This window comes from Streptomyces sp. NPDC052107, from assembly GCF_040680215.1.
Lineage (GTDB): Bacteria > Actinomycetota > Actinomycetes > Streptomycetales > Streptomycetaceae > Streptomyces.
Genome location: NZ_JBFAWG010000008.1, coordinates 245,664 through 263,993, shown reverse-complemented (window position 1 = coordinate 263,993; position 18,330 = coordinate 245,664). Strand labels below are relative to the sequence as shown.

Here is an 18,330-nt window from a genome sequence, read left to right as displayed (position 1 = left end):
TGGGCCGCCCGTTCGCCGACGGATACATGTCCGCGAACATCTGAGCCGGAAACAGCGCACCGCGATGCTCGGCCAGGAACGCGAACACACTCCCCACCGGAATCAACTCCCGGCAGGTCTCCCACACATCCGGCCCGACCGTCTCCCCGGCCCATTCCCCCATCACCACGAAAACGAGTCTGGCCCCGCCGCTCACGCGGCGGGGCCAGAACCCCAAGATCTTCATAAGCCTTCTAGGGCTCGTCGGCCGGTCGTGCCGGACGGCCGTCCGCGCGCCGGTGGCGCCAGGTCAGGAACACCGCGCAGGAGACGATCGCCCAGCCCGCCAGCACCAGGAAGGGAAGGGCGTGCTGGTGGCCGCGGAAGTACACCGCGGTGTGCTGGGCGTTCACGGAGGCGCCCGGCGGCAGCCAGCGGCCGATGGTCCCGAGCGGAGACGGCAGGAGCGGCCAGGAGACGGCACCGCCGGACGAGGGATTGCCGAGCATCACCAAGAGCCCCCAGGTCGGCAGCATGGCCCACCGCCCGAACAGGGTGTTGAACATCGTGAACACCATGCCCGTGACGAACATCGTCAGGGCGAGGATCAGCCACGATTCCACGAACGGCAGCTTCAGCGCCCCCAGCCACCAGTCCACCACCGCGGCGATCGTGAACCCGCCGAGCAGGGCGTAGCAGGCCGTGACGGCGATGCGCTCCACGGGATTCAGCGCCCGCGCGTGCACGCTGAGCTGGATGGATCCGACCATGCCGACGATCACGGCGGCCAAGGAGATGTAGAAGATCGCCAGCCCCCGCGGATCGCCCTTCTGCAGGGGCTTGAGGTCCCGGACCGCCACGGGCGTTCCGGTGGCCTTGCCCACCTTCACCGCGGCCTCCGTGAGCACCTGGGCGACAGTGGACCCGGACGCCCCCGACACGTCCAGCACGATCGCCCGGCCGCCGGCGGTGGCCTCGACCACCGCGAACACCTCCTGCCGGTCCACCGCCTTCACCGCCGCCTTGCGGCTGCCGTACGGGAGCAGCTTCAAAGAAGCGTCCAGGGCCTGGTCCATCCCGCCGATGAACCGCCGGGCCGTCGGCCGGTCATAGGCGCCGGTCACCGCGATCGGGATGTGGTGCGGGGTCGGATTGGCCATGGCGTACGTGTAGGAGCCGGCGAAGAGGCCCGCTGCCGCGGCGATGAGCAGGAGGAGGACGGTCGCGGGGAGGAAGGGGGACTGTTTGAAGGCCACCCAGCGCGAATCGGACATAGCGGTTACTTTGGCAGCTCGGCGGGCCACCGACGCCCCGAGTCAAATCGTTCGCGTGTTTTTCGGACGGGGTGAGATCCTGGATCGCGTATGTCTACGCATCCCGCCCCCGCTCTCGGCACCCTCGCCCCCCGTCTGACCGAACTGTCGCTGCGCGACGCGCATCGGCTCGGCCGGCGGCTCGAGGGCGCGCGCAAGATCCGTAAGCCGGAGGCCCGCGCCGCCGTCCTCGCCGAGATCGAGGCGGAGGTCGGCAAGGCCGAGGTCCGCATGGCCGAGCGGCGCACCCGTGTGCCCGCCATCGGCTACCCGGAGCAGCTGCCGGTCAGCCAGAAGAAGGACGCGATCGCGGCGGCCATCCGCGATCACCAGGTCGTCATCGTGGCCGGTGAGACGGGTTCCGGAAAGACCACGCAGATCCCGAAGATCTGTCTGGAGCTGGGCCGTGGCGTGCGCGGCATGATCGGGCACACCCAGCCCCGGCGGATCGCCGCCCGTACCGTCGCCGAGCGCGTGGCGGAGGAGCTGAAGACGCCCCTCGGCGAGTCCGTCGGCTGGAAGGTGCGGTTCACCGACCAGGTGGACCCCGACGGCACCTTCATCAAGCTGATGACGGACGGCATCCTGCTCGCCGAGATCCAGACCGACCGCGAGCTGCGCGCCTACGACACGATCATCATCGACGAGGCGCACGAGCGGTCCCTCAACATCGACTTCCTGCTCGGGTACCTCGCCCAGCTGCTGCCCAAGCGGCCGGATCTCAAGGTCGTCATCACCTCGGCGACCATCGATCCCGAGCGCTTCTCCCGGCACTTCGGCGACGCCCCGATCATCGAGGTCAGCGGCCGCACGTACCCCGTGGAGGTGCGCTACCGGCCGCTCCTGGAGGAGGACTCGGACGACGCCGACCGGGACCAGATCACCGCGATCTGCGATGCGGTCGAGGAACTCCAGGCCGAAGGCCAGGGCGACATCCTGGTCTTCCTCTCCGGTGAGCGGGAGATCCGGGACACGGCGGACGCCCTGGAGAAGAAGAAGTACCCCCGTGCCGGAGGCGCCAATTGGCAGGGCACCGAGATCCTGCCCCTGTACGCCCGGCTCTCGCACGCCGAGCAGCACCGCGTCTTCCAGCCGCACGCCGGGCGCAGGATCGTTCTGGCCACCAATGTCGCCGAGACGTCCCTCACCGTCCCCGGCATCAAGTACGTCATCGACCCCGGCTTCGCCCGGATCAGCCGCTACAGCCACCGCACCAAGGTCCAGCGGCTGCCCATCGAGCCGGTCTCCCAGGCCAGCGCCAACCAGCGCAAGGGCCGCTGCGGCCGTACGAGCGACGGCATCTGCATCCGGCTGTACTCCGAGGACGACTTCCTCGCCCGGCCGGAGTTCACGGACGCGGAGATCCTCCGTACGAACCTGGCCTCCGTCATCCTCCAGATGACCGCGGCCGGCCTCGGCGACATCGAGAAGTTCCCCTTCATCGACCCGCCGGACCACCGCAACATCCGCGACGGCGTACAGCTGCTGCAGGAGCTGGGCGCGCTCGACCCCGCCCAGAAGGACCCGCGCAAGCGCCTCACCGACACCGGCCGCAAGCTGGCCCAGCTGCCCGTCGACCCGCGGCTGGCCCGCATGGTGCTGGAGGCCGACAAGAACGGCTGTGTCCGCGAGGTCATGGTCATCGCGGCCGCGCTGTCCATCCAGGACCCGCGCGAGCGCCCGGCCGACAAGCAGACGCAGGCCGACCAGCAGCACGCCCGCTTCAAGGACGAGACCAGCGACTTCCTCGCCTACCTCAACCTGTGGCGCTACGTCCGCGAGCAGCAGAAGGAGCGCGGATCGAGCTCCTTCCGCCGGATGTGCAAGCAGGAGTACCTGAACTTCCTGCGCATCCGCGAGTGGCAGGACATCTACACCCAGCTGCGCACGGTCGCCAAGCAGATGGGCATGCACCTCGAGGAGCCTGCGGCGGGTACTGACGCCCCGGCCGACCGCATCCACACCTCCCTCCTCGCCGGCCTCCTCTCCCACATCGGCATGAAGGATGTGAAGGACGGCAACAAGAACGAGTACCTGGGCGCCCGCAACGCCAAGTTCGCGATCTTCCCGGGCTCGGCGCTGTTCAAGAAGCAGCCGAAGGTCGTGATGTCGGCCGAGCTGGTGGAGACGTCCAGACTCTGGGCGCGGGTTAACGCCAAGATCGAGCCCGAGTGGGTCGAACCGCTCGCCGAACACCTGCTGAAGCGGACGTACAGCGAGCCGCACTGGGAGAAGGACCAGGCGGCCGTGATGGCGTACGAGAAGGTCACGCTGTACGGCGTGCCGATCGTCGCCCAGCGCAAGGTGAACTACGGCCGCATCGACCCGGGGACGAGCCGCGAGCTGTTCATCCGCAACGCGCTGGTGGAGGGCGACTGGCGCACGCACCACAAGTTCTTCGCGGACAACCGCAAACTCCTCAGCGAGGTCGAGGAGCTGGAGCATCGGGCACGGCGCCGAGACATCGTGGTCGACGACGAGACGCTCTTCGACTTCTACGACCAGCGGGTGCCCGAACACGTCGTGTCCGGCGCGCACTTCGACTCCTGGTGGAAGCGGAAGCGGAACGAGCAGCCCGACTTCCTGGACTTCGAGCGGGAGATGCTCATCCGGGAGTCGGCGGAGGCGGTCACCAAGGCCGACTATCCGGACTCCTGGCGGCAGGGGCAGCTGAAGTTCCGGGTGACGTACCAGTTCGAGCCGGGCGCGGACGCGGACGGCGTCACGGTGCACATCCCGCTCCAGGTCCTCAACCAGGTCACGGACGAGGGCTTCGAGTGGCAGATTCCGGGCCTGCGCGAGGAGGTCGTGACGGAGCTGATCCGCTCCCTCCCGAAGCCGATCCGCCGCCACTACGTGCCCGCGCCGAACTACGCGAAGACCTTCCTGGAAAAGGCGGTCCCGCTCCAGGAGCCGCTGACGGTCACGATGGCCCGCGAGCTCAGGCGTATGGTCGGCGTCCCCTTCGAGCCGGACGACTTCGACTGGTCCAAGGTCCCCGACCACCTCAAGATCACCTTCCGGATCGTCGACGAGCGGCGCCGGCAGCTGGCCGAGGACAAGGATCTGGAGGCGCTGAAGCTCAGGCTGAAGCCGAAGGCGAGGAAGGCGCTGTCCCAGGCGGCGGCAGCGACCGCGTCCCGCGAGGGCGGCGAGTCCCTGGAGCGCAACGGCCTGACCGACTGGTCGATCGGCACGCTCACCCGCGTGTTCGAAACACGCCGTGCCGGCCACCCGGTGAAGGCGTACCCGGCGCTGGTGGACGACGGCGACACGGTCTCGGTACGACTGTTCGACACCGAGGACGAGCAGGCCGAGGCCATGTGGAAGGGCACCCGGCGGCTGATCCTGCGCAACATCCCGGTGAACCCGGCGAAGTTCGCGTCCGAGAAGCTGACGAACGCCCAGAAGCTGGCGCTCTCCGCGAATCCGCACGGCTCCGTCCAGGCGCTGTTCGACGACTGCGCGATGGCGGCGGCCGACAAGCTGATCGCGGACTTCGGGGGCCCCGTCTGGGACGAGGAGTCGTACCGGAAGCTGTACGACAAGGTGCGCGCGGAGATCGTCGACACGACGGTCCGTACGGTCGCCCAGGTGCAGCAGGTCCTCGCCGCCTGGCAGGCCTGTGAACGCCGTCTGAAGGCCGTGAGCAGCCCCACGCTGCTGGCGAACCTGACGGACGTACGCAAGCAGCTGGACGCCCTCGTGAAGCCGGGATTCGTCACGTGGGCGGGGATACGGCGCCTGGCCGACCTGATGCGCTACCTGGTGGCCGCGGACCGGCGCCTGCAGCAGATGCCGACCAACGTCCAGCGGGACACCACGCGCATGGAGAAGGTCCACGAGATGCAGGACGAGTACGCCTGGCTCCTGGAACAGCTCCCGCAGGGCCGCCCGGTCCCGTCCTCGGTCCTGGACATCCGCTGGATGATCGAGGAGCTGAGGGTCAGCTACTTCGCCCACGCCCTCGGCACCGCGTACCCGGTCTCCGACAAGCGGATCGTGAAGGCGATCGACGCGGCCGTGCCGTAACCGCTCGCGCACAGAGGGTGAGTTCGACCAGGCGGCCCCACCTCCTGTACAGTCTCTTCTCGCAGCGCAGTGCACAAACCAAGCGCCGCGAAACCTGGTCCTGTGGAGCAGTTTGGAGTGCTCGCCACCCTGTCAAGGTGGAGGCCGCGGGTTCAAATCCCGTCAGGACCGCAGAGAGAAGGGCCCCCGCGTGGGGGCCCTTCTTCCATGTCCGACCCATGTCCGACGGCAAAGGCCCCGCCCGCGGCCACAGAGAAGGGCCCGCACCCGGCAGCGGACGCAGCCCCTTCCGCATGCCGTCGGCTCCTCCGTGCCGGTCGGCGCACCCAGCCGGCCGCGCGTTCGAGGACAAGGCCCGTTCACAGGGCCGGAGCGGGTCTGGGCGCTGCGGACCCCAGCGACCAGGCAGCGGCTTGCCAGCTGGCGGGCTTGCCGGCACCGCCCCCAGCCACCGCAGCGGCTGCGGCACGGTGCCCGAGGACACGGCTGTACCAGCGGAGCCGCTCGCCCTTGACGGCGTCACATTCCGTCGGTACCCAGAAGACAGGGCCCGTTCCCCTGTACGGTCCGCGGAGGTGGCGTATGGCGGCATCGGTCAGGCACGAGACGCGGGCGCTGCTGAGGGCCCATCTGTCGGCCGCCTCGTCCTACCGGCATCTCACCCGCCACTGCCCCGTCTGTCATCACCTGCTGCGGCTGGCGATGGACGCCGGCCCATGGGTTCCCGAAGCAAGCGACGAGGAAGCCGAGGACGAAGGTCCGCGCAGCGCGTGAGCGGCGCCGGCCCCAACAGCCGTACGCGCGTGGGACGCTGGAACTGATCACTCCACTAGCGCACCCGCGCCGTCGGCAACAACCGCCGGGACGTGTGACGGGAGTCACCGCATGAGTTTTTGAAAGGGCGGTACTTACCCTCGTCCTACAACTGGTCAATTTAATATGTGCAATTGCACCAGCCTCAGGGGGCACGCACAGCGGTTCCGACAGCCCTGCCCAGACTCCGACAAGGCCGCTCACAGAGGTCCACCACACCCCCGACCAGCGCACAAAAAAGATCGCGCTGGACCCGGCGGAGTCCAGCGCGATCTACGACGCACCCTGTGTCGCTGCCTACAACGTTCTCTTCGGCTTGGGCGAGGGCCCTGTTGGGGCAGGTCCCGCGTCGCTTGGAGCTAGGGTTTCGGGCGCCTCGGCCGGTGGGGGACCTGCCGGATTGCCCGATTATTCGGTTGTTCAGGCCTCGCTGCGCTGCTGCGGGATGCCCGCGAGCAGTGCGCGGACCTCGGCCTCGCGGTAGCGGCGGTGCCCGCCGAGCGTACGGATGGACGTAAGCTTGCCGGCCTTCGCCCACCGCGTGACCGTCTTCGGGTCGACGCGGAACATCGTGGCGACCTCAGCCGGGGTCAGCAGCGGCTCGGCATCAGGGGTGCGAGCGGTCATGAGCGGCCTCCTCGGGAGAACCGAACCTTCTCGGTTCTTTCCTCTAAATTCTGCACCTTGACCCGCGTTGCCCGAAATGGCGGACGCGAGTCGAGTCGGTTATAGGACGAACGGCTTGTCCTCGGCACTACAACTACACCATCTGTCCAGCCGCGTCGGCCAAACCGATGGAATTGCCCTCCCAGGTGTTCATCAGCGACGGAAGCCGATGGACCATGCCATAGCGGACAGTCACGCCACTGTGACGATCAGTCACAGGACGATCAGGAGTCACAAGACCCCCCAAAGCGTGCAATGCTGAGATTCCGCCCACAATGGAGCACAGCGGGACGGACGGAGCCCTCCCCGGACTCCTTGTCCTATTTTGGCATGAGGGGCGGCAAGAGGCGCAAGGGCCCTGTAAGTGCCGTCCATCACCCTTGGGACAAAAGTCCAGATCGGGACCAACGTCCCGTCACATGGTCAAGTGGCCTAGACCGTACGTCGTTCGGCGCGGTTTGGGCCGTGACGTACGTCACTCTTCGAGTGTTTCTGGAACTTCAGTTCGCCGAGCGCCGGTCCCGGACCGCCCGCCACCGCTCCACGAGCCGCACATAGGCCTCCCCGGCCGCCGCGCCGTCGCCCCGGCGCAGCGCCGCGATGCCCTCGGCCACGTCCGCCGCCGAGTGGTCGCCCTCCAGCTCACCGGCCGGCAGCACATGCACCAGGCCGCCGTAGTCCAGCTCGACCAGCGAGCGCGGGTGGAACTCCTCCAGCCAGCGGCCGACGTCCACCAGGCCGTCGATCAGCGGGCTTTCCTCGACGGCGTCCTTCAGCGCGCGCAGCGCCCGCGCCACCCGCCGCCGGGCCTGCACCATCGGCGTGCGGTAGCGCAGCAGCGGCGGCACCTCGGCCGTGCCCTTCTCGTAGCGCCGTTCCTCGTCGGAGACCAGCACGAACCAGTTCAGCGGCACCTGCCAGGTCGCCGTACGGATCCACGGCCGGGCGTCGGGGTTGCGGGCGAGCCAGCGCTCGTAGTCCTGGGCGGCCTGGCGCCGTACGACCGGCGGCAGCACCGCGTCCAGCACCGGCGCCGGAAGCTCCTCCGCCAGCTCGCCGAGCGCCTGCCAGCCGCGCAGCCGGGTCCGCCAGGGGCACACGCAGACCACGCCGTCGACCTCCGCCACGAAGGCGTCGCTGCTCTCGTGTACCGGCACCGCGACCGGCGGGGTGGGCAGCAAGTCGGCCAGGGAACGGCGCAGTTCGTCCTGGTAGGAGGGGCGCTCGGGGCGGCGGGCGTAGCGGGCCCAGTGGCCGCGCTCCGGCTCCGGGAAGGCGCCCAGCGGCTCGTACACGCGCAAGTACGCGGCATAGGGGACGACCACGGAGGACACCTTCGGCACGCCTGCTCCCTCCCCATCGGGCCCGGCTCGAAACCACTGCAAATCGTGCCATGGTCATGCGTGCGGAAGAGGCACGAGAGAGTGATCCTGAACACTGCACGGATGGTGGTCGTGCCAAGGCTCTACGCTCATGCCACGGCACCCCGCCACCCGTACGGGGTTCCACCCCACTCGCCGCTCTTTACACAGGAGTCACCACAGTGACCGACGTAATTGGCGCACCTGCTGATGTCCTGCAGACCCTGTTCCACTCGGACCAGGGGGGTCATGAGCAGGTCGTGCTCTGCCAGGACCGCGCCACCGGCCTCAAGGCCGTGATCGCCATCCACTCCACCGCCCTGGGTCCGGCCCTCGGCGGTACGCGCTTCTACCCCTACGCCACCGAGGCCGAGGCCGTCGCCGACGCCCTCAACCTCGCGCGCGGGATGTCGTACAAGAACGCCATGGCCGGCCTCGACCACGGCGGCGGCAAGGCCGTGATCATCGGCGACCCGGAGCGCGACAAGACCGAGGAGCTGCTCCTCGCCTACGGCCGCATGGTCGCCTCGCTCGGCGGGCGCTATGTCACCGCGTGCGACGTCGGCACGTACGTCGCCGACATGGACGTCGTGGCCCGCGAGTGCCGCTGGACCACCGGCCGCTCCCCGGAGAACGGCGGCGCCGGCGACTCCTCCGTGCTCACCGCCTTCGGCGTCTACCAGGGCATGCGCGCCTCCGCCCAGCACCTGTGGGGCGACCCCTCGCTGCGCGGCCGCAAGGTCGGCATCGCCGGCGTCGGCAAGGTCGGCCACCACCTGGTGAAGCACCTGATGGACGAGGGCGCCGAGGTCGTCATCACGGACGTGCGCGCGGACGCCGTCCAGCGGATCGTCGACCAGTACCCCGCGCGGGTGACGGCGGTCACCGACACCGAGGAGCTGATCCGGGTGGAGGGGCTCGACATCTACGCCCCCTGCGCGCTCGGCGGCGCCCTGAACGACGACAGCGTGCCGGTGCTCACCGCCAAGGTGGTGTGCGGCGCGGCCAACAACCAACTCGCGCACCCCGGCGTGGAGAAGGACATCGCGGACCGCGGGATCCTCTACGCGCCGGACTACGTGGTGAACGCCGGCGGGGTGATCCAGGTGGCCGACGAGCTGCACGGGTTCGACTTCGACCGGTGCAAGGCCAAGGCGGCGAAGATCTTCGACACCACCCTGGCAATCTTCGCACGTGCGAAGGAAGACGGGATTCCGCCGGCTGCCGCGGCCGACCGGATCGCCGAGCAGCGGATGGCAGAGGCGCGCGGCAGCCGCGCTGCGCACTGAGTGCGTCGCACAGGTGAGCGGTACCCGCCGATGGGGACTTAGAGAGAACTCTCACTTCCATCGGCGGGTCGTTCCCCGATAAGTGGTTAAAATCGCCACTGACCAGCGAGGACGGGGCGCCTCGAAGGTCCTGGGCACACGCGCGTGCTGCGGGCGACGTACCGTATGGGCGCGGGCTCAGGTACCGTGGAAGCCCTACGGACCGGCCTCTCCACGGAGGGTCCGTTCCGGATCATGAACGCGTGTCAGACTCTGGGGCCGTTGAGCCCCTGTCACCGAGGGGGTCGAGCCATGGGGCGCGGCCGGGCCAAGGCCAAGCAGACAAAGGTCGCCCGCCAGCTGAAGTACAACAGCGGTGGGACTGACCTGTCACGTCTGGCCAGTGAACTGGGCGCATCGACTTCGAGCCAGCCGCCGAACGGCGAGCCGTTCGAGGACGATGAGAACGACGAGGACGATCTCTACTCTCGTTACGCCGACCTCTACGAGGACGACGACGAGGAAGAGGACGACAACGATCCTCACCAACAGCACCGTCGCGGCGCTTGACCTTGCAGTGACCAGCCCGGTCGGTGGCAGAGCCACCGACCGGTTTCTGTGCTGTCCGCACGGTCATCACGGTCATCGCCCGCAGGATCAGGCGGCGTAGTCCCCGACCAGCTCGGCAGCGGTCTCCTTGGTGCCCCGGTCCGTGATCTCGCCGGCCACCCATGCCTCGACACCGCGGTCGGCCAGGGTCGCGAGGGCCACCTCGGTGGACTCCTCGGGGACGATCGCCATCATGCCGACGCCCATGTTGAGCGTCTTCTCCAGCTCCAGGCGCTCGACGTTGCCGGTCTTCCCGACCAGCTCGAAGATCGCGCCCGGAGTCCAGGTGGCGCGCTCGACCGTGGCGTGCAGCTCGTCCGGGATCACGCGGGCCAGGTTGGCCGCGAGACCGCCGCCGGTGATGTGGCTGAACGCGTGCACATCGGTGGTGCGGGTCAGCGCCAGGCAGTCCAGCGAGTAGATCTTGGTGGGCTCCAGCAGCTCCTCGCCGAGGGTGCGGCCGAGCTCCGGGACCTCCGTCCCCAGGGCCAGGCCGGCCGTGTTCAGCAGGACGTGGCGGACCAGGGAGTACCCGTTCGAGTGAAGCCCGGAGGACGCCATGGCGATCACCGCGTCACCCTTACGGATGCGATCCGCGCCGAGCAGCCGGTCGGCCTCCACGACGCCCGTACCGGCCCCGGCGACGTCGAAGTCGTCCGCACCCAGCAGGCCCGGGTGTTCGGCGGTCTCTCCGCCCACCAGTGCGCATCCGGCGAGCACACAGCCCTCCGCGATGCCCTTCACGATGGCCGCGACGCGCTCGGGGTGGACCTTGCCGACGCAGATGTAGTCCGTCATGAACAGCGGCTCGGCACCGCACACCACGATGTCGTCCATGACCATGGCGACCAGGTCGTGACCGATGGTGTCGTAGACGCCCATGCGGCGCGCGACGTCCACCTTCGTGCCGACGCCGTCCGTGGCGGAGGCGAGCAGCGGGCGCTCGTAGCGCTTGAGGGCGGAGGCGTCGAAGAGCCCGGCGAAGCCGCCGAGGCCGCCGAGGACCTCGGGTCGCTGGGTCTTCTTCACCCACTCCTTCATCAGCTCGACCGCGCGGTCGCCCGCCTCGATGTCGACGCCCGCCGCTGCGTAGCTGGCACCAGTTGTCTCAGACATGACTGTGAGAGCTTTCGTGTCGTACTGCAGGGTGTTACGGGCGGCGGATCGCGTCGGCCGCGGCCGTGGCGGCGGGACCGGCCGCCAGCTCGGTCTCCAGGAGCTGCTTGCCGAGCAGCTCGGGGTCCGGCAGCTCCATCGGGTACTCGCCGTCGAAGCAGGCGCGGCACAGGTTCGGCTTGGCGATGGTGGTCGCCTCGATCATGCCGTCGATGGAGATGTAGGCGAGCGAGTCGGCGCCGAGCGAGGTGCCGATCTCCTCGATGGTCATGCCGTTGGCGATCAGTTCCGCGCGCGTGGCGAAGTCGATGCCGAAGAAGCAGGGCCACTTCACGGGCGGCGAGGAGATCCGGATGTGGACCTCGGCGGCGCCGGCCTCGCGGAGCATGCGGACCAGGGCCCGCTGGGTGTTGCCGCGCACGATCGAGTCGTCGACGACGACCAAGCGCTTGCCCTTGATGACTTCCTTCAGCGGGTTCAGCTTCAGGCGGATGCCGAGCTGGCGGATGGTCTGCGAGGGCTGGATGAAGGTCCGGCCGACGTAGGCGTTCTTCACGAGACCCGCGCCGAAGGGGATGCCGGAGGCCTCCGCGTAGCCGATGGCGGCCGGGGTGCCGGACTCCGGGGTCGCTATGACCAGGTCGGCCTCGACGGGGGCTTCCTTGGCCAGCCGGCGGCCCATCTCCACGCGGGAGAGGTACACGTTCCGGCCGGCGATGTCGGTGTCCGGGCGGGCCAGGTACACGTACTCGAAGACACAGCCCTTGGGCTTCGCTTCTGCGAATCGAGAGCTGCGCAGACCGTTCTCGTCGACGGCGACGAACTCGCCCGGCTCGATCTCACGGACGAAGCTGGCACCGCAGATGTCCAGGGCGGCGGTCTCGGAGGCGACCACCCAGCCGCGCTCCAGGCGGCCGAGGACCAGCGGGCGGATGCCCTGCGGGTCACGGGCGGCGTAGAGGGTCTGCTCGTCCATGAAGACGAGGGAGAAGGCGCCCCGCACCTTCGGGAGGACCTGGTGGGCCGCCTCCTCGATGGTCAGGGGCTTGCCGTCCTCGTCGACCTGGGCGGCGAGCAGCGCCGTCAGCAGGTCGGTGTCGTTGGTGGCCGCGACCCGGGTGGAGCGGCTGTTGTTGTCGTTCGGCAGGCCGGCGACCATTTCGGCGAGCTGCGCCGTGTTGACCAGGTTGCCGTTGTGGCCGAGCGCGATCGAGCCGTGCGCGGTGGCGCGGAACGTCGGCTGGGCGTTCTCCCACACGGAGGCGCCGGTGGTCGAGTAGCGGGCGTGTCCGACCGCGATATGACCCTGGAGCGAACCGAGCGAGGTCTCGTCGAAGACCTGGGAGACCAGGCCCATGTCCTTGAAGACGAGGATCTGGGAGCCGTTGCTGACCGCGATTCCCGCGGATTCCTGGCCCCGGTGCTGGAGGGCGTAGAGCCCGAAGTACGTGAGCTTTGCGACCTCTTCACCCGGAGCCCAGACACCGAAGACGCCGCAAGCGTCCTGGGGGCCCTTCTCGCCGGGAAGCAGATCGTGATTGAGTCGACCGTCACCACGTGGCACGCCACCGAGTGTAGGCGAGGTCGACCACTGGTCCGAATTGGGGATACGTGCCCTTAACAAGCCCCCACTCGCCGATCACCTTGTCGGTTTACGCGTTTGCGCTGGTCAGCGAGGTGCGCCCGGATCTCTGAGCGTCGGCGGCGGCGCTGTGGGCGGCGGCCGCGGGCCCGTTCGCCGGGTGCGTGAGTGAGGTGTCGCACATCATCCGGGCATGTTACGGCTGAGGTGGATGCGGTCGCCGTCGCCGTCGGTGAGCGTCAGTTTCGCGTGTTGCGTCTCGGCGACGAGCGTGCCGGTGGTGAGCGCACGGGCGAGCGCGCGCTCGAAGTCCATCCGGTCGGGGCCGCAGGCCATCCGGGTCGTGCGCAGGTCACCGAAGGTGATCCGGTCGCCGTGGACGGTGACCCGCGCGCTGAACTGGTTGCAGCCGAGGTTGCCGGCCGCCTTGCCGTTCTCGTCGATGCGCAGGCGGGCGGACGCGGGCGCGTGCCGGGTCGTATCGCCGACGGTGAGGCTGTCGACCCGCCAGTCGATGCCGGTCACGGGCTGGGAGGCGGTCATCGCACCACTGTCCGCCCTCCCGTTGCCGCACGCCATCGTGAGGACGGCGAGCACGGCGGCCGCCGGTGCGAGGATCATGCGTTGCTTGTACCGGTTCATGGCGATTCGACGGTAGACCGGCCGGGTCGGTTCCGCTACGCCATCAGCGGCAGCAGCCCCCCGATGTCCGCCCGTTCCCCACTGGCGCTCACCTTGGCATCCTCCAGCGCGTCCTTCCAGCTCAGGCGGCCGGTGGCGAGCCGGATCCAGGTCAGCGGATCGGTCTCCACCACATGGGGCGGGGTGCCGCGGGTGTGCCGGGGCCCCTCGACGCACTGCACCACGGCGTACGGCGGCACCCGCACCTCGGTGGAGCCGCCGGGCGCCTTCACGGCGAGGGCGTCGGCGAGCAGCCGGGTGGCGGCGGCCAGGGCCTGGCGGTCGTACGGGATCTCCAGGCCGGGTACGGCGGCGTTGAGGTCGTCGGTGTGGACGACGAGCTCGGTGGTGCGGGTGACCAGGTAGTCGTCCAGGGGCATCGCACCGGCGCTCGTCTGCAGGATCCGGCTGCCGGAGTGCTCGGCGAGCAGGGCGCGCAGGGACCGGTCGATGTCCGTGAGGTAGGCGTCGAGGTCGGGGTGCCCGGCGGACAGGTTCCGGGTGAACTCGTCGATGGCGGCGGCGTTGGCCGCGGTGGCGAAGGGCCAGTCCAGCAGGACGGCGTCCGCCTTGGCCGGCTCGGGCAGGGCGAGGGAGCGGTGGACGGCGGTGAGCGCCATGCCGATGTGCACGATCAGGTCCCGTACGGCCCACTCGCCGAGCCGGGTGGGCAGCGCGAGCTGCTCCTGGGTGAGGCCGCGCACGGTCTCCCGGACGTTTCCGAACTGGCCCAGGACCGCGGCGCGGGTCCTGCCGGGGTCGTAGCTGCGGGCACGCTTCTTGGCCGGTGGCATGGCGGTGAGCCTATGCCCTGACCGCGTAGTCCTTCAGGCCCTTTTCGACCAGGTCGAAGGCCTGCCGCGCGAACTCGGCGGCGTCGGCGGCGACCTGGTCGAGGGTCTGACCGGCCTGCGCACCGAGGAGACCGGCGGCGGTGATCAGCACGAGGATGACGTCGCGGGTCTCCTCGGTGCGCAGGCCAGCCAACGAGTTCCCGTGCGCCCTTCTCGGACTCGACGTAGGCGCGTTCGCGCAGGCCGCAGTCGCCATGACGACCGCGCGGGTCCGCCGGGCGAACGGCTGCGAACCTCCCTGTGGCAGCTGCGCGCGGCCCTGCTCCTCGTCAGTCGCGGCTTCGGCCGGCTCCTCGTCCGGCTGACCAGTTGGTGCAGCGGACGGCCCCACGCCACCGGCTCGGCATCGGCTCCCTGGCCGTCCTGCGCGAAGCGGACCGGGCGGCGGGGCTGAAGGCGTACGTCTCCGCGCTGGACAGGGCGTTCCTGTGCGGGGCCGGCGTCATGGCTCGGTCTGTGCTGCTCGCCCTGCGGCTGCCGAGGACGCGGCCGATGGAGGCGGAGCCCGTCGAGGAGCCCGTGGCCGCATGAGCCCGTGGCCGCATGAGAAGGGCCCCGCCCGGCTTCCGGACGGGGCCCCTCTTCAGATGCGCCTACGCAAGCAGCGCCGGAATGGTCTCCTCGTGAGCCGTCCGCAGCTCCTCCAGGGTGAGCGCGAACTCGCCCTGGATCTCGACCGTGTCACCGTCCACGACACCGATCCGGGTGGCCGGCAGGCCCCGCGCACCGCACATGTCGTTGAAGCGGACCTCCTCCGAGCGCGGCACCGCGACGACCGCGCGGCCCGCCGACTCGGAGAACAGGAACGTGAAGGCGTCCAGGCCGTCCGGTACGACCAGCCGCGCGCCCTTGCCGCCGAGCAGCGCGGACTCCACGACCGCCTGCACCAGGCCGCCGTCGGACAGGTCGTGCGCGGAGTCGATCATGCCGTCGCGGGAGGCGGAGATCAGGATCTCGCCCAGCAGCCGCTCGCGCTCCAGGTCGACCTGCGGGGGCAGACCGCCGAGGTGGTCGTGGACCACCTGGGACCAGGCCGAGCCGCCGAACTCCTCGCGGGTGTCGCCGAGGAGGTAGATCAGCTGGCCCTCCTCCTGGAAGGCGACCGGGGTGCGGCGCGCGACATCGTCGATCACGCCCAGGACCGCGACCACCGGGGTCGGGTGGATGGCCGCCTCGCCCGTCTGGTTGTAGAGCGAGACATTGCCGCCGGTCACCGGCGTGCCGAGCTGCTGACAGGCGTCCGCCAGACCGCGCACGGCCTCCGCGAACTGCCACATCACGGCCGGGTCCTCGGGCGAGCCGAAGTTCAGGCAGTCGGAGACCGCGAGTGGCTTGGCACCCGTGGTCGCCACGTTCCGGTAGGCCTCGGCCAGGGCCAGCTGCGCGCCCGTGTACGGGTCGAGCTTGGCGTAACGGCCGTTGCCGTCCGTCGCGATCGCGACACCGAGGCCGGTCTCCTCGTCCACGCGGATCATGCCGGAGTCCTCCGGCTGGGCGAGGACGGTGTTGCCCTGGACCAGGTGGTCGTACTGCTGGGTGATCCAGTTCTTGGAGGCCTGGTTCGGGGAGGCGACCAGCTTCAGGACCTGGTCCTTCAGCTCCTCGCTCGTCTGCGGCCGGGGCAGCTTGTTCGCGTCGTCCGCCTGGAGGGCGTCCTGCCAGTCCGGGCGGGCGTACGGGCGCTCGTACGTCGGGCCCTCGTGGGCCACGGTCCGCGGGTCCACGTCCACGATCTTCCCGCCGTGCCAGAAGATCTCCAGGCGGTCGCCGTCGGTCACCTCACCGATGACGGTGGCGATGACGTCCCACTTCGCGCAGATCTCCAGGAACCGGTCGACCTTCTCCGGCTCCACGACCGCGCACATGCGTTCCTGCGACTCGCTCATGAGGATTTCCTCGGGAGAGAGGGTCGAGTCGCGCAGCGGGACGTCGTCCAGGGTGACGCGCATGCCACCGGAGCCGTTGGAGGCGAGCTCGGAGGTGGCGCAGGAGAGACCGGCGGCACCGAGGTCCTGGATGCCGACGACGAGCTTCTCCTGGAAGGCCTCCAGGGTGCACTCGATGAGGAGCTTCTCCTGGAAGGGGTCGCCGACCTGGACGGCCGGGCGCTTGCTCGGCTTGGCGTCGTCGAAGGTCTCGGACGCGAGGATCGAGGCGCCACCGATGCCGTCACCACCCGTACGAGCCCCGTACAGGATGACCTTGTTGCCCGCGCCGGAGGCCTTGGCCAGGTGGATGTCCTCGTGCCGCATCACACCGATGGCACCGGCGTTGACCAGCGGGTTGCCCTGGTAGCAGGAGTCGAACACGACCTCGCCGCCGATGTTGGGCAGGCCCAGGCAGTTGCCGTAGCCGCCGATGCCCGCGACCACGCCCGGGAGCACCCGCTTGGTGTCGGGGTGGTCGGCGGCGCCGAACCGCAGCGGGTCGACGACCGCCACAGGTCGCGCACCCATGGCGATGATGTCGCGGACGATGCCGCCGACGCCCGTGGCCGCGCCCTGGTAGGGCTCGACGTACGACGGGTGGTTGTGCGACTCGACCTTGAAGGTCACGGCGTAACCCTGACCGACGTCCACCACGCCCGCGTTCTCGCCGATGCCGACGAGGAGGGCGTCGCTCTCGGGTGCCTTCTCGCCGAACTGGCGCAGGTGGACCTTGGAGGACTTGTACGAGCAGTGCTCGGACCACATGACCGAGTACATGGCGAGTTCGGCGCCGGTCGGGCGGCGGCCGAGGATCTCCACCACACGCTCGTACTCGTCCTTCTTCAGGCCGAGTTCGGCCCAGGGCAGCTCGACGTCGGGGGTCGCGGCCGCGTGCTCGACCGTGTCCAGAGGCGTCCGGCTCATGCGTTGACCAGCTTCTTGAGAATCGAGGTGAAGAACGGGAGCCCGTCGGTACGGCCCGTACCGACCAGCGGCTCGACGGCGTGCTCGGGGTGCGGCATGAGGCCTACGACGTTCCCGGCCTCGTTGGTGATGCCGGCGATGTCGTTCAGCGAGCCGTTGGGGTTGAAGTCCAGGTACCGGAACGCGACCCGGCCCTCGGCCTCCAGCTTGTCCAGCGTGTACTGGTCGGCGACGTACCGGCCGTCCATGTTCTTCAGCGGGATGTGGATCTCCTGGCCGGCGCGGTAGTCGCTGGTCCAGGCGGTCTCCGCGTTCTCCACCCGCAGCTTCTGGTCGCGGCAGATGAAGTGGAGGTGGTCGTTGCCGAGCATCCCGCCCGGGAGGAGGTGGGCCTCGGTGAGGATCTGGAAGCCGTTGCAGATACCGAGGACCGGAAGGCCGGCCTTCGCCTGCTCGATCACGGACTCCATCACCGGCGAGAACCGGGAGATGGCACCGGCCCGCAGATAGTCGCCGTAGGAGAAACCGCCGGGAAGGACCACGGCGTCGACCTGCTTGAGGTCCTTGTCCTTGTGCCACAGGGCGACCGGTTCGGCGCCCGCGAGGCGGATCGCGCGCTGGGCATCCTGATCGTCGAGGCTGCCCGGGAAAGTGACGACGCCAATACGAGCGGTCACTTGGCCGCCTCCGCGACTTCCGCGGTCTCTTCCACCTTGACGGTGAAGTCCTCGATCACGGTGTTGGCGAGGAAGGATTCCGCAAGCTCGTGGATGCGGGCGAGCGCGGCCTCGTCGACCGGCCCGTCAACTTCGAGTTCGAATCGCTTTCCCTGACGTACGTCCGAGATCCCTTCGAAACCCAGGCGCGGCAGCGCACGCTGGACCGCCTGGCCCTGGGGGTCGAGGATCTCCGGCTTGAGCATGACGTCGACTACGACGCGTGCCACTGGCACTCCCGGTGTGTGGTGCTGAGCAGGTTCCTTCAGACTACCCGCACAAAATTTCTACGCGAGTAGAGTTGTAGGAAACTACGTGAGGCGCATCACGATCGGGTGTCGAAGCCGTACTGCCGCGAAAAGTTCTGGGAAAGTTCCCCAGTCCGCCCCGTTCACCTATTGTCTTCGGACACGCGGACGGATTTAGTCGGGCTTCACTTTGCATTGCCGAGCACTGTACAAATGAATTGGCAATAGCCGATACTCGGC

General features: G+C 69.2%; 16 protein-coding genes and 1 tRNA gene. 6 read left to right on the top strand and 11 right to left on the bottom strand.

The genetic code is table 11. From position 1 onward, the window contains the following. Positions 1–233: 233 nt before the first annotated feature. Positions 234–1,253 (bottom strand): ABC transporter permease, encoded by a 1,020-nt coding sequence (locus AB0M27_RS12175; protein ID WP_365720605.1) that lies wholly within the window; start codon positions 1,251–1,253, stop codon positions 234–236. Positions 1,254–1,343: 90 nt separating this feature from the next. On the opposite strand from AB0M27_RS12175, the gene hrpA reads away from it, so the two are divergent. The 3 genes from hrpA to AB0M27_RS12160 all read left to right on the top strand — a co-directional run bounded on the left by hrpA (position 1,344) and on the right by AB0M27_RS12160 (position 6,098). Next, on the top strand, positions 1,344–5,324 hold the full coding sequence (gene hrpA, locus AB0M27_RS12170; RefSeq protein ID WP_365720603.1) for an ATP-dependent RNA helicase HrpA: 3,981 nt from the start codon (positions 1,344–1,346) through the stop codon (positions 5,322–5,324). Between the two features lie 96 nt (positions 5,325–5,420). Further along, a tRNA-Asp gene (locus AB0M27_RS12165) sits at positions 5,421–5,495 on the top strand. Positions 5,496–5,906: 411 nt separating this feature from the next. Further along, positions 5,907–6,098, top strand: a complete 192-nt coding sequence (locus AB0M27_RS12160) for a DUF6274 family protein (RefSeq protein ID WP_365720601.1) — start codon at positions 5,907–5,909, stop codon at positions 6,096–6,098. Positions 6,099–6,557: 459 nt separating this feature from the next. Here the strand turns inward: AB0M27_RS12160 and bldC are convergent, their stop codons facing one another. Together bldC and AB0M27_RS12150 are read right to left on the bottom strand one after the other, a co-directional pair. Continuing rightward, positions 6,558–6,764 carry a developmental transcriptional regulator BldC gene (gene bldC, locus AB0M27_RS12155; RefSeq protein WP_003949541.1) on the bottom strand — a complete coding sequence of 69 codons (207 nt, stop codon included), beginning with the start codon at positions 6,762–6,764 and terminating at the stop codon, positions 6,558–6,560. 539 nt (positions 6,765–7,303) lie between these two features. Next, positions 7,304–8,146 (bottom strand): hypothetical protein, encoded by an 843-nt coding sequence (locus AB0M27_RS12150; protein WP_365720599.1) that lies wholly within the window; start codon positions 8,144–8,146, stop codon positions 7,304–7,306. Positions 8,147–8,346: 200 nt separating this feature from the next. Between AB0M27_RS12150 and AB0M27_RS12145 the strand changes: the two genes are divergently transcribed. Then, positions 8,347–9,453, top strand: a complete 1,107-nt coding sequence (locus AB0M27_RS12145) for a Glu/Leu/Phe/Val dehydrogenase dimerization domain-containing protein (protein WP_365720597.1) — start codon at positions 8,347–8,349, stop codon at positions 9,451–9,453. A gap of 291 nt (positions 9,454–9,744) precedes the next feature. After that, positions 9,745–10,002, top strand: a complete 258-nt coding sequence (locus tag AB0M27_RS12140; RefSeq protein WP_071380680.1) for a DUF3073 domain-containing protein — start codon at positions 9,745–9,747, stop codon at positions 10,000–10,002. 87 nt (positions 10,003–10,089) lie between these two features. Here the strand turns inward: AB0M27_RS12140 and purM are convergent, their stop codons facing one another. From purM to AB0M27_RS12115, 5 genes are all read right to left on the bottom strand, one after another. Further along, the gene (purM, locus tag AB0M27_RS12135; RefSeq protein ID WP_365720595.1) at positions 10,090–11,157 is read right to left on the bottom strand and encodes a phosphoribosylformylglycinamidine cyclo-ligase; all 1,068 of its coding nucleotides are present in this window, start codon (positions 11,155–11,157) and stop codon (positions 10,090–10,092) included. Positions 11,158–11,191: 34 nt separating this feature from the next. Continuing rightward, entirely contained in the window at positions 11,192–12,721 is a 1,530-nt protein-coding gene (gene purF / locus AB0M27_RS12130; RefSeq protein WP_365720593.1) for an amidophosphoribosyltransferase, read from the bottom strand. 201 nt (positions 12,722–12,922) lie between these two features. Then, a complete protein-coding gene (locus AB0M27_RS12125; RefSeq protein ID WP_365720591.1) occupies positions 12,923–13,360 on the bottom strand; it encodes an META domain-containing protein in 438 nt (145 codons plus the stop codon). A 56-nt stretch (positions 13,361–13,416) separates the two neighbouring features. Then, positions 13,417–14,214, bottom strand: a complete 798-nt coding sequence (locus AB0M27_RS12120; RefSeq protein ID WP_365720589.1) for a sterol carrier family protein — start codon at positions 14,212–14,214, stop codon at positions 13,417–13,419. Between the two features lie 10 nt (positions 14,215–14,224). Continuing rightward, entirely contained in the window at positions 14,225–14,407 is a 183-nt protein-coding gene (locus AB0M27_RS12115; RefSeq protein WP_365720587.1) for a hypothetical protein, read from the bottom strand. A 176-nt stretch (positions 14,408–14,583) separates the two neighbouring features. Here AB0M27_RS12115 and AB0M27_RS12110 point away from each other — a divergent pair, with 176 nt between their 5' ends. Beyond that, positions 14,584–14,805 (top strand): hypothetical protein, encoded by a 222-nt coding sequence (locus tag AB0M27_RS12110; RefSeq protein ID WP_365720585.1) that lies wholly within the window; start codon positions 14,584–14,586, stop codon positions 14,803–14,805. A 62-nt stretch (positions 14,806–14,867) separates the two neighbouring features. On the opposite strand, the gene purL is transcribed toward AB0M27_RS12110, so the two are convergent. Genes purL through purS form a run of 3 tightly spaced genes read right to left on the bottom strand, consistent with a single transcriptional unit; the run spans position 14,868 to position 18,072 of the window. Then, entirely contained in the window at positions 14,868–17,126 is a 2,259-nt protein-coding gene (gene purL / locus AB0M27_RS12105) for a phosphoribosylformylglycinamidine synthase subunit PurL (RefSeq protein ID WP_365720583.1), read from the bottom strand. Next, positions 17,123–17,803, bottom strand: coding sequence for a phosphoribosylformylglycinamidine synthase subunit PurQ (gene purQ, locus AB0M27_RS12100; protein WP_365720581.1), 681 nt, complete (start codon positions 17,801–17,803; stop codon positions 17,123–17,125). The genes purL and purQ overlap by 4 nt, the downstream gene beginning before the upstream one ends. Then, positions 17,800–18,072 carry a phosphoribosylformylglycinamidine synthase subunit PurS gene (purS, locus tag AB0M27_RS12095; RefSeq protein WP_356301108.1) on the bottom strand — a complete coding sequence of 91 codons (273 nt, stop codon included), beginning with the start codon at positions 18,070–18,072 and terminating at the stop codon, positions 17,800–17,802. The genes purQ and purS overlap by 4 nt, the downstream gene beginning before the upstream one ends. Positions 18,073–18,330: the final 258 nt, after the last annotated feature.

Excerpts from the sequence above, each read along its gene's own strand:
- AB0M27_RS12175 (WP_365720605.1), bottom strand. The coding sequence starts at position 1,253 with ATGTCCGATTCGCGCTGGGTGGCCTTCAAACAGTCCCCCTTCCTCCCC.
- hrpA (WP_365720603.1), top strand. The coding sequence starts at position 1,344 with ATGTCTACGCATCCCGCCCCCGCTCTCGGCACCCTCGCCCCCCGTCTG.
- AB0M27_RS12160 (WP_365720601.1), top strand. The coding sequence starts at position 5,907 with ATGGCGGCATCGGTCAGGCACGAGACGCGGGCGCTGCTGAGGGCCCAT.
- bldC (WP_003949541.1), bottom strand. The coding sequence starts at position 6,764 with ATGACCGCTCGCACCCCTGATGCCGAGCCGCTGCTGACCCCGGCTGAG.
- AB0M27_RS12140 (WP_071380680.1), top strand. The coding sequence starts at position 9,745 with ATGGGGCGCGGCCGGGCCAAGGCCAAGCAGACAAAGGTCGCCCGCCAG.
- purM (WP_365720595.1), bottom strand. The coding sequence starts at position 11,157 with ATGTCTGAGACAACTGGTGCCAGCTACGCAGCGGCGGGCGTCGACATC.
- AB0M27_RS12125 (WP_365720591.1), bottom strand. The coding sequence starts at position 13,360 with ATGATCCTCGCACCGGCGGCCGCCGTGCTCGCCGTCCTCACGATGGCG.
- AB0M27_RS12120 (WP_365720589.1), bottom strand. The coding sequence starts at position 14,214 with ATGCCACCGGCCAAGAAGCGTGCCCGCAGCTACGACCCCGGCAGGACC.
- purL (WP_365720583.1), bottom strand. The coding sequence starts at position 17,126 with ATGAGCCGGACGCCTCTGGACACGGTCGAGCACGCGGCCGCGACCCCC.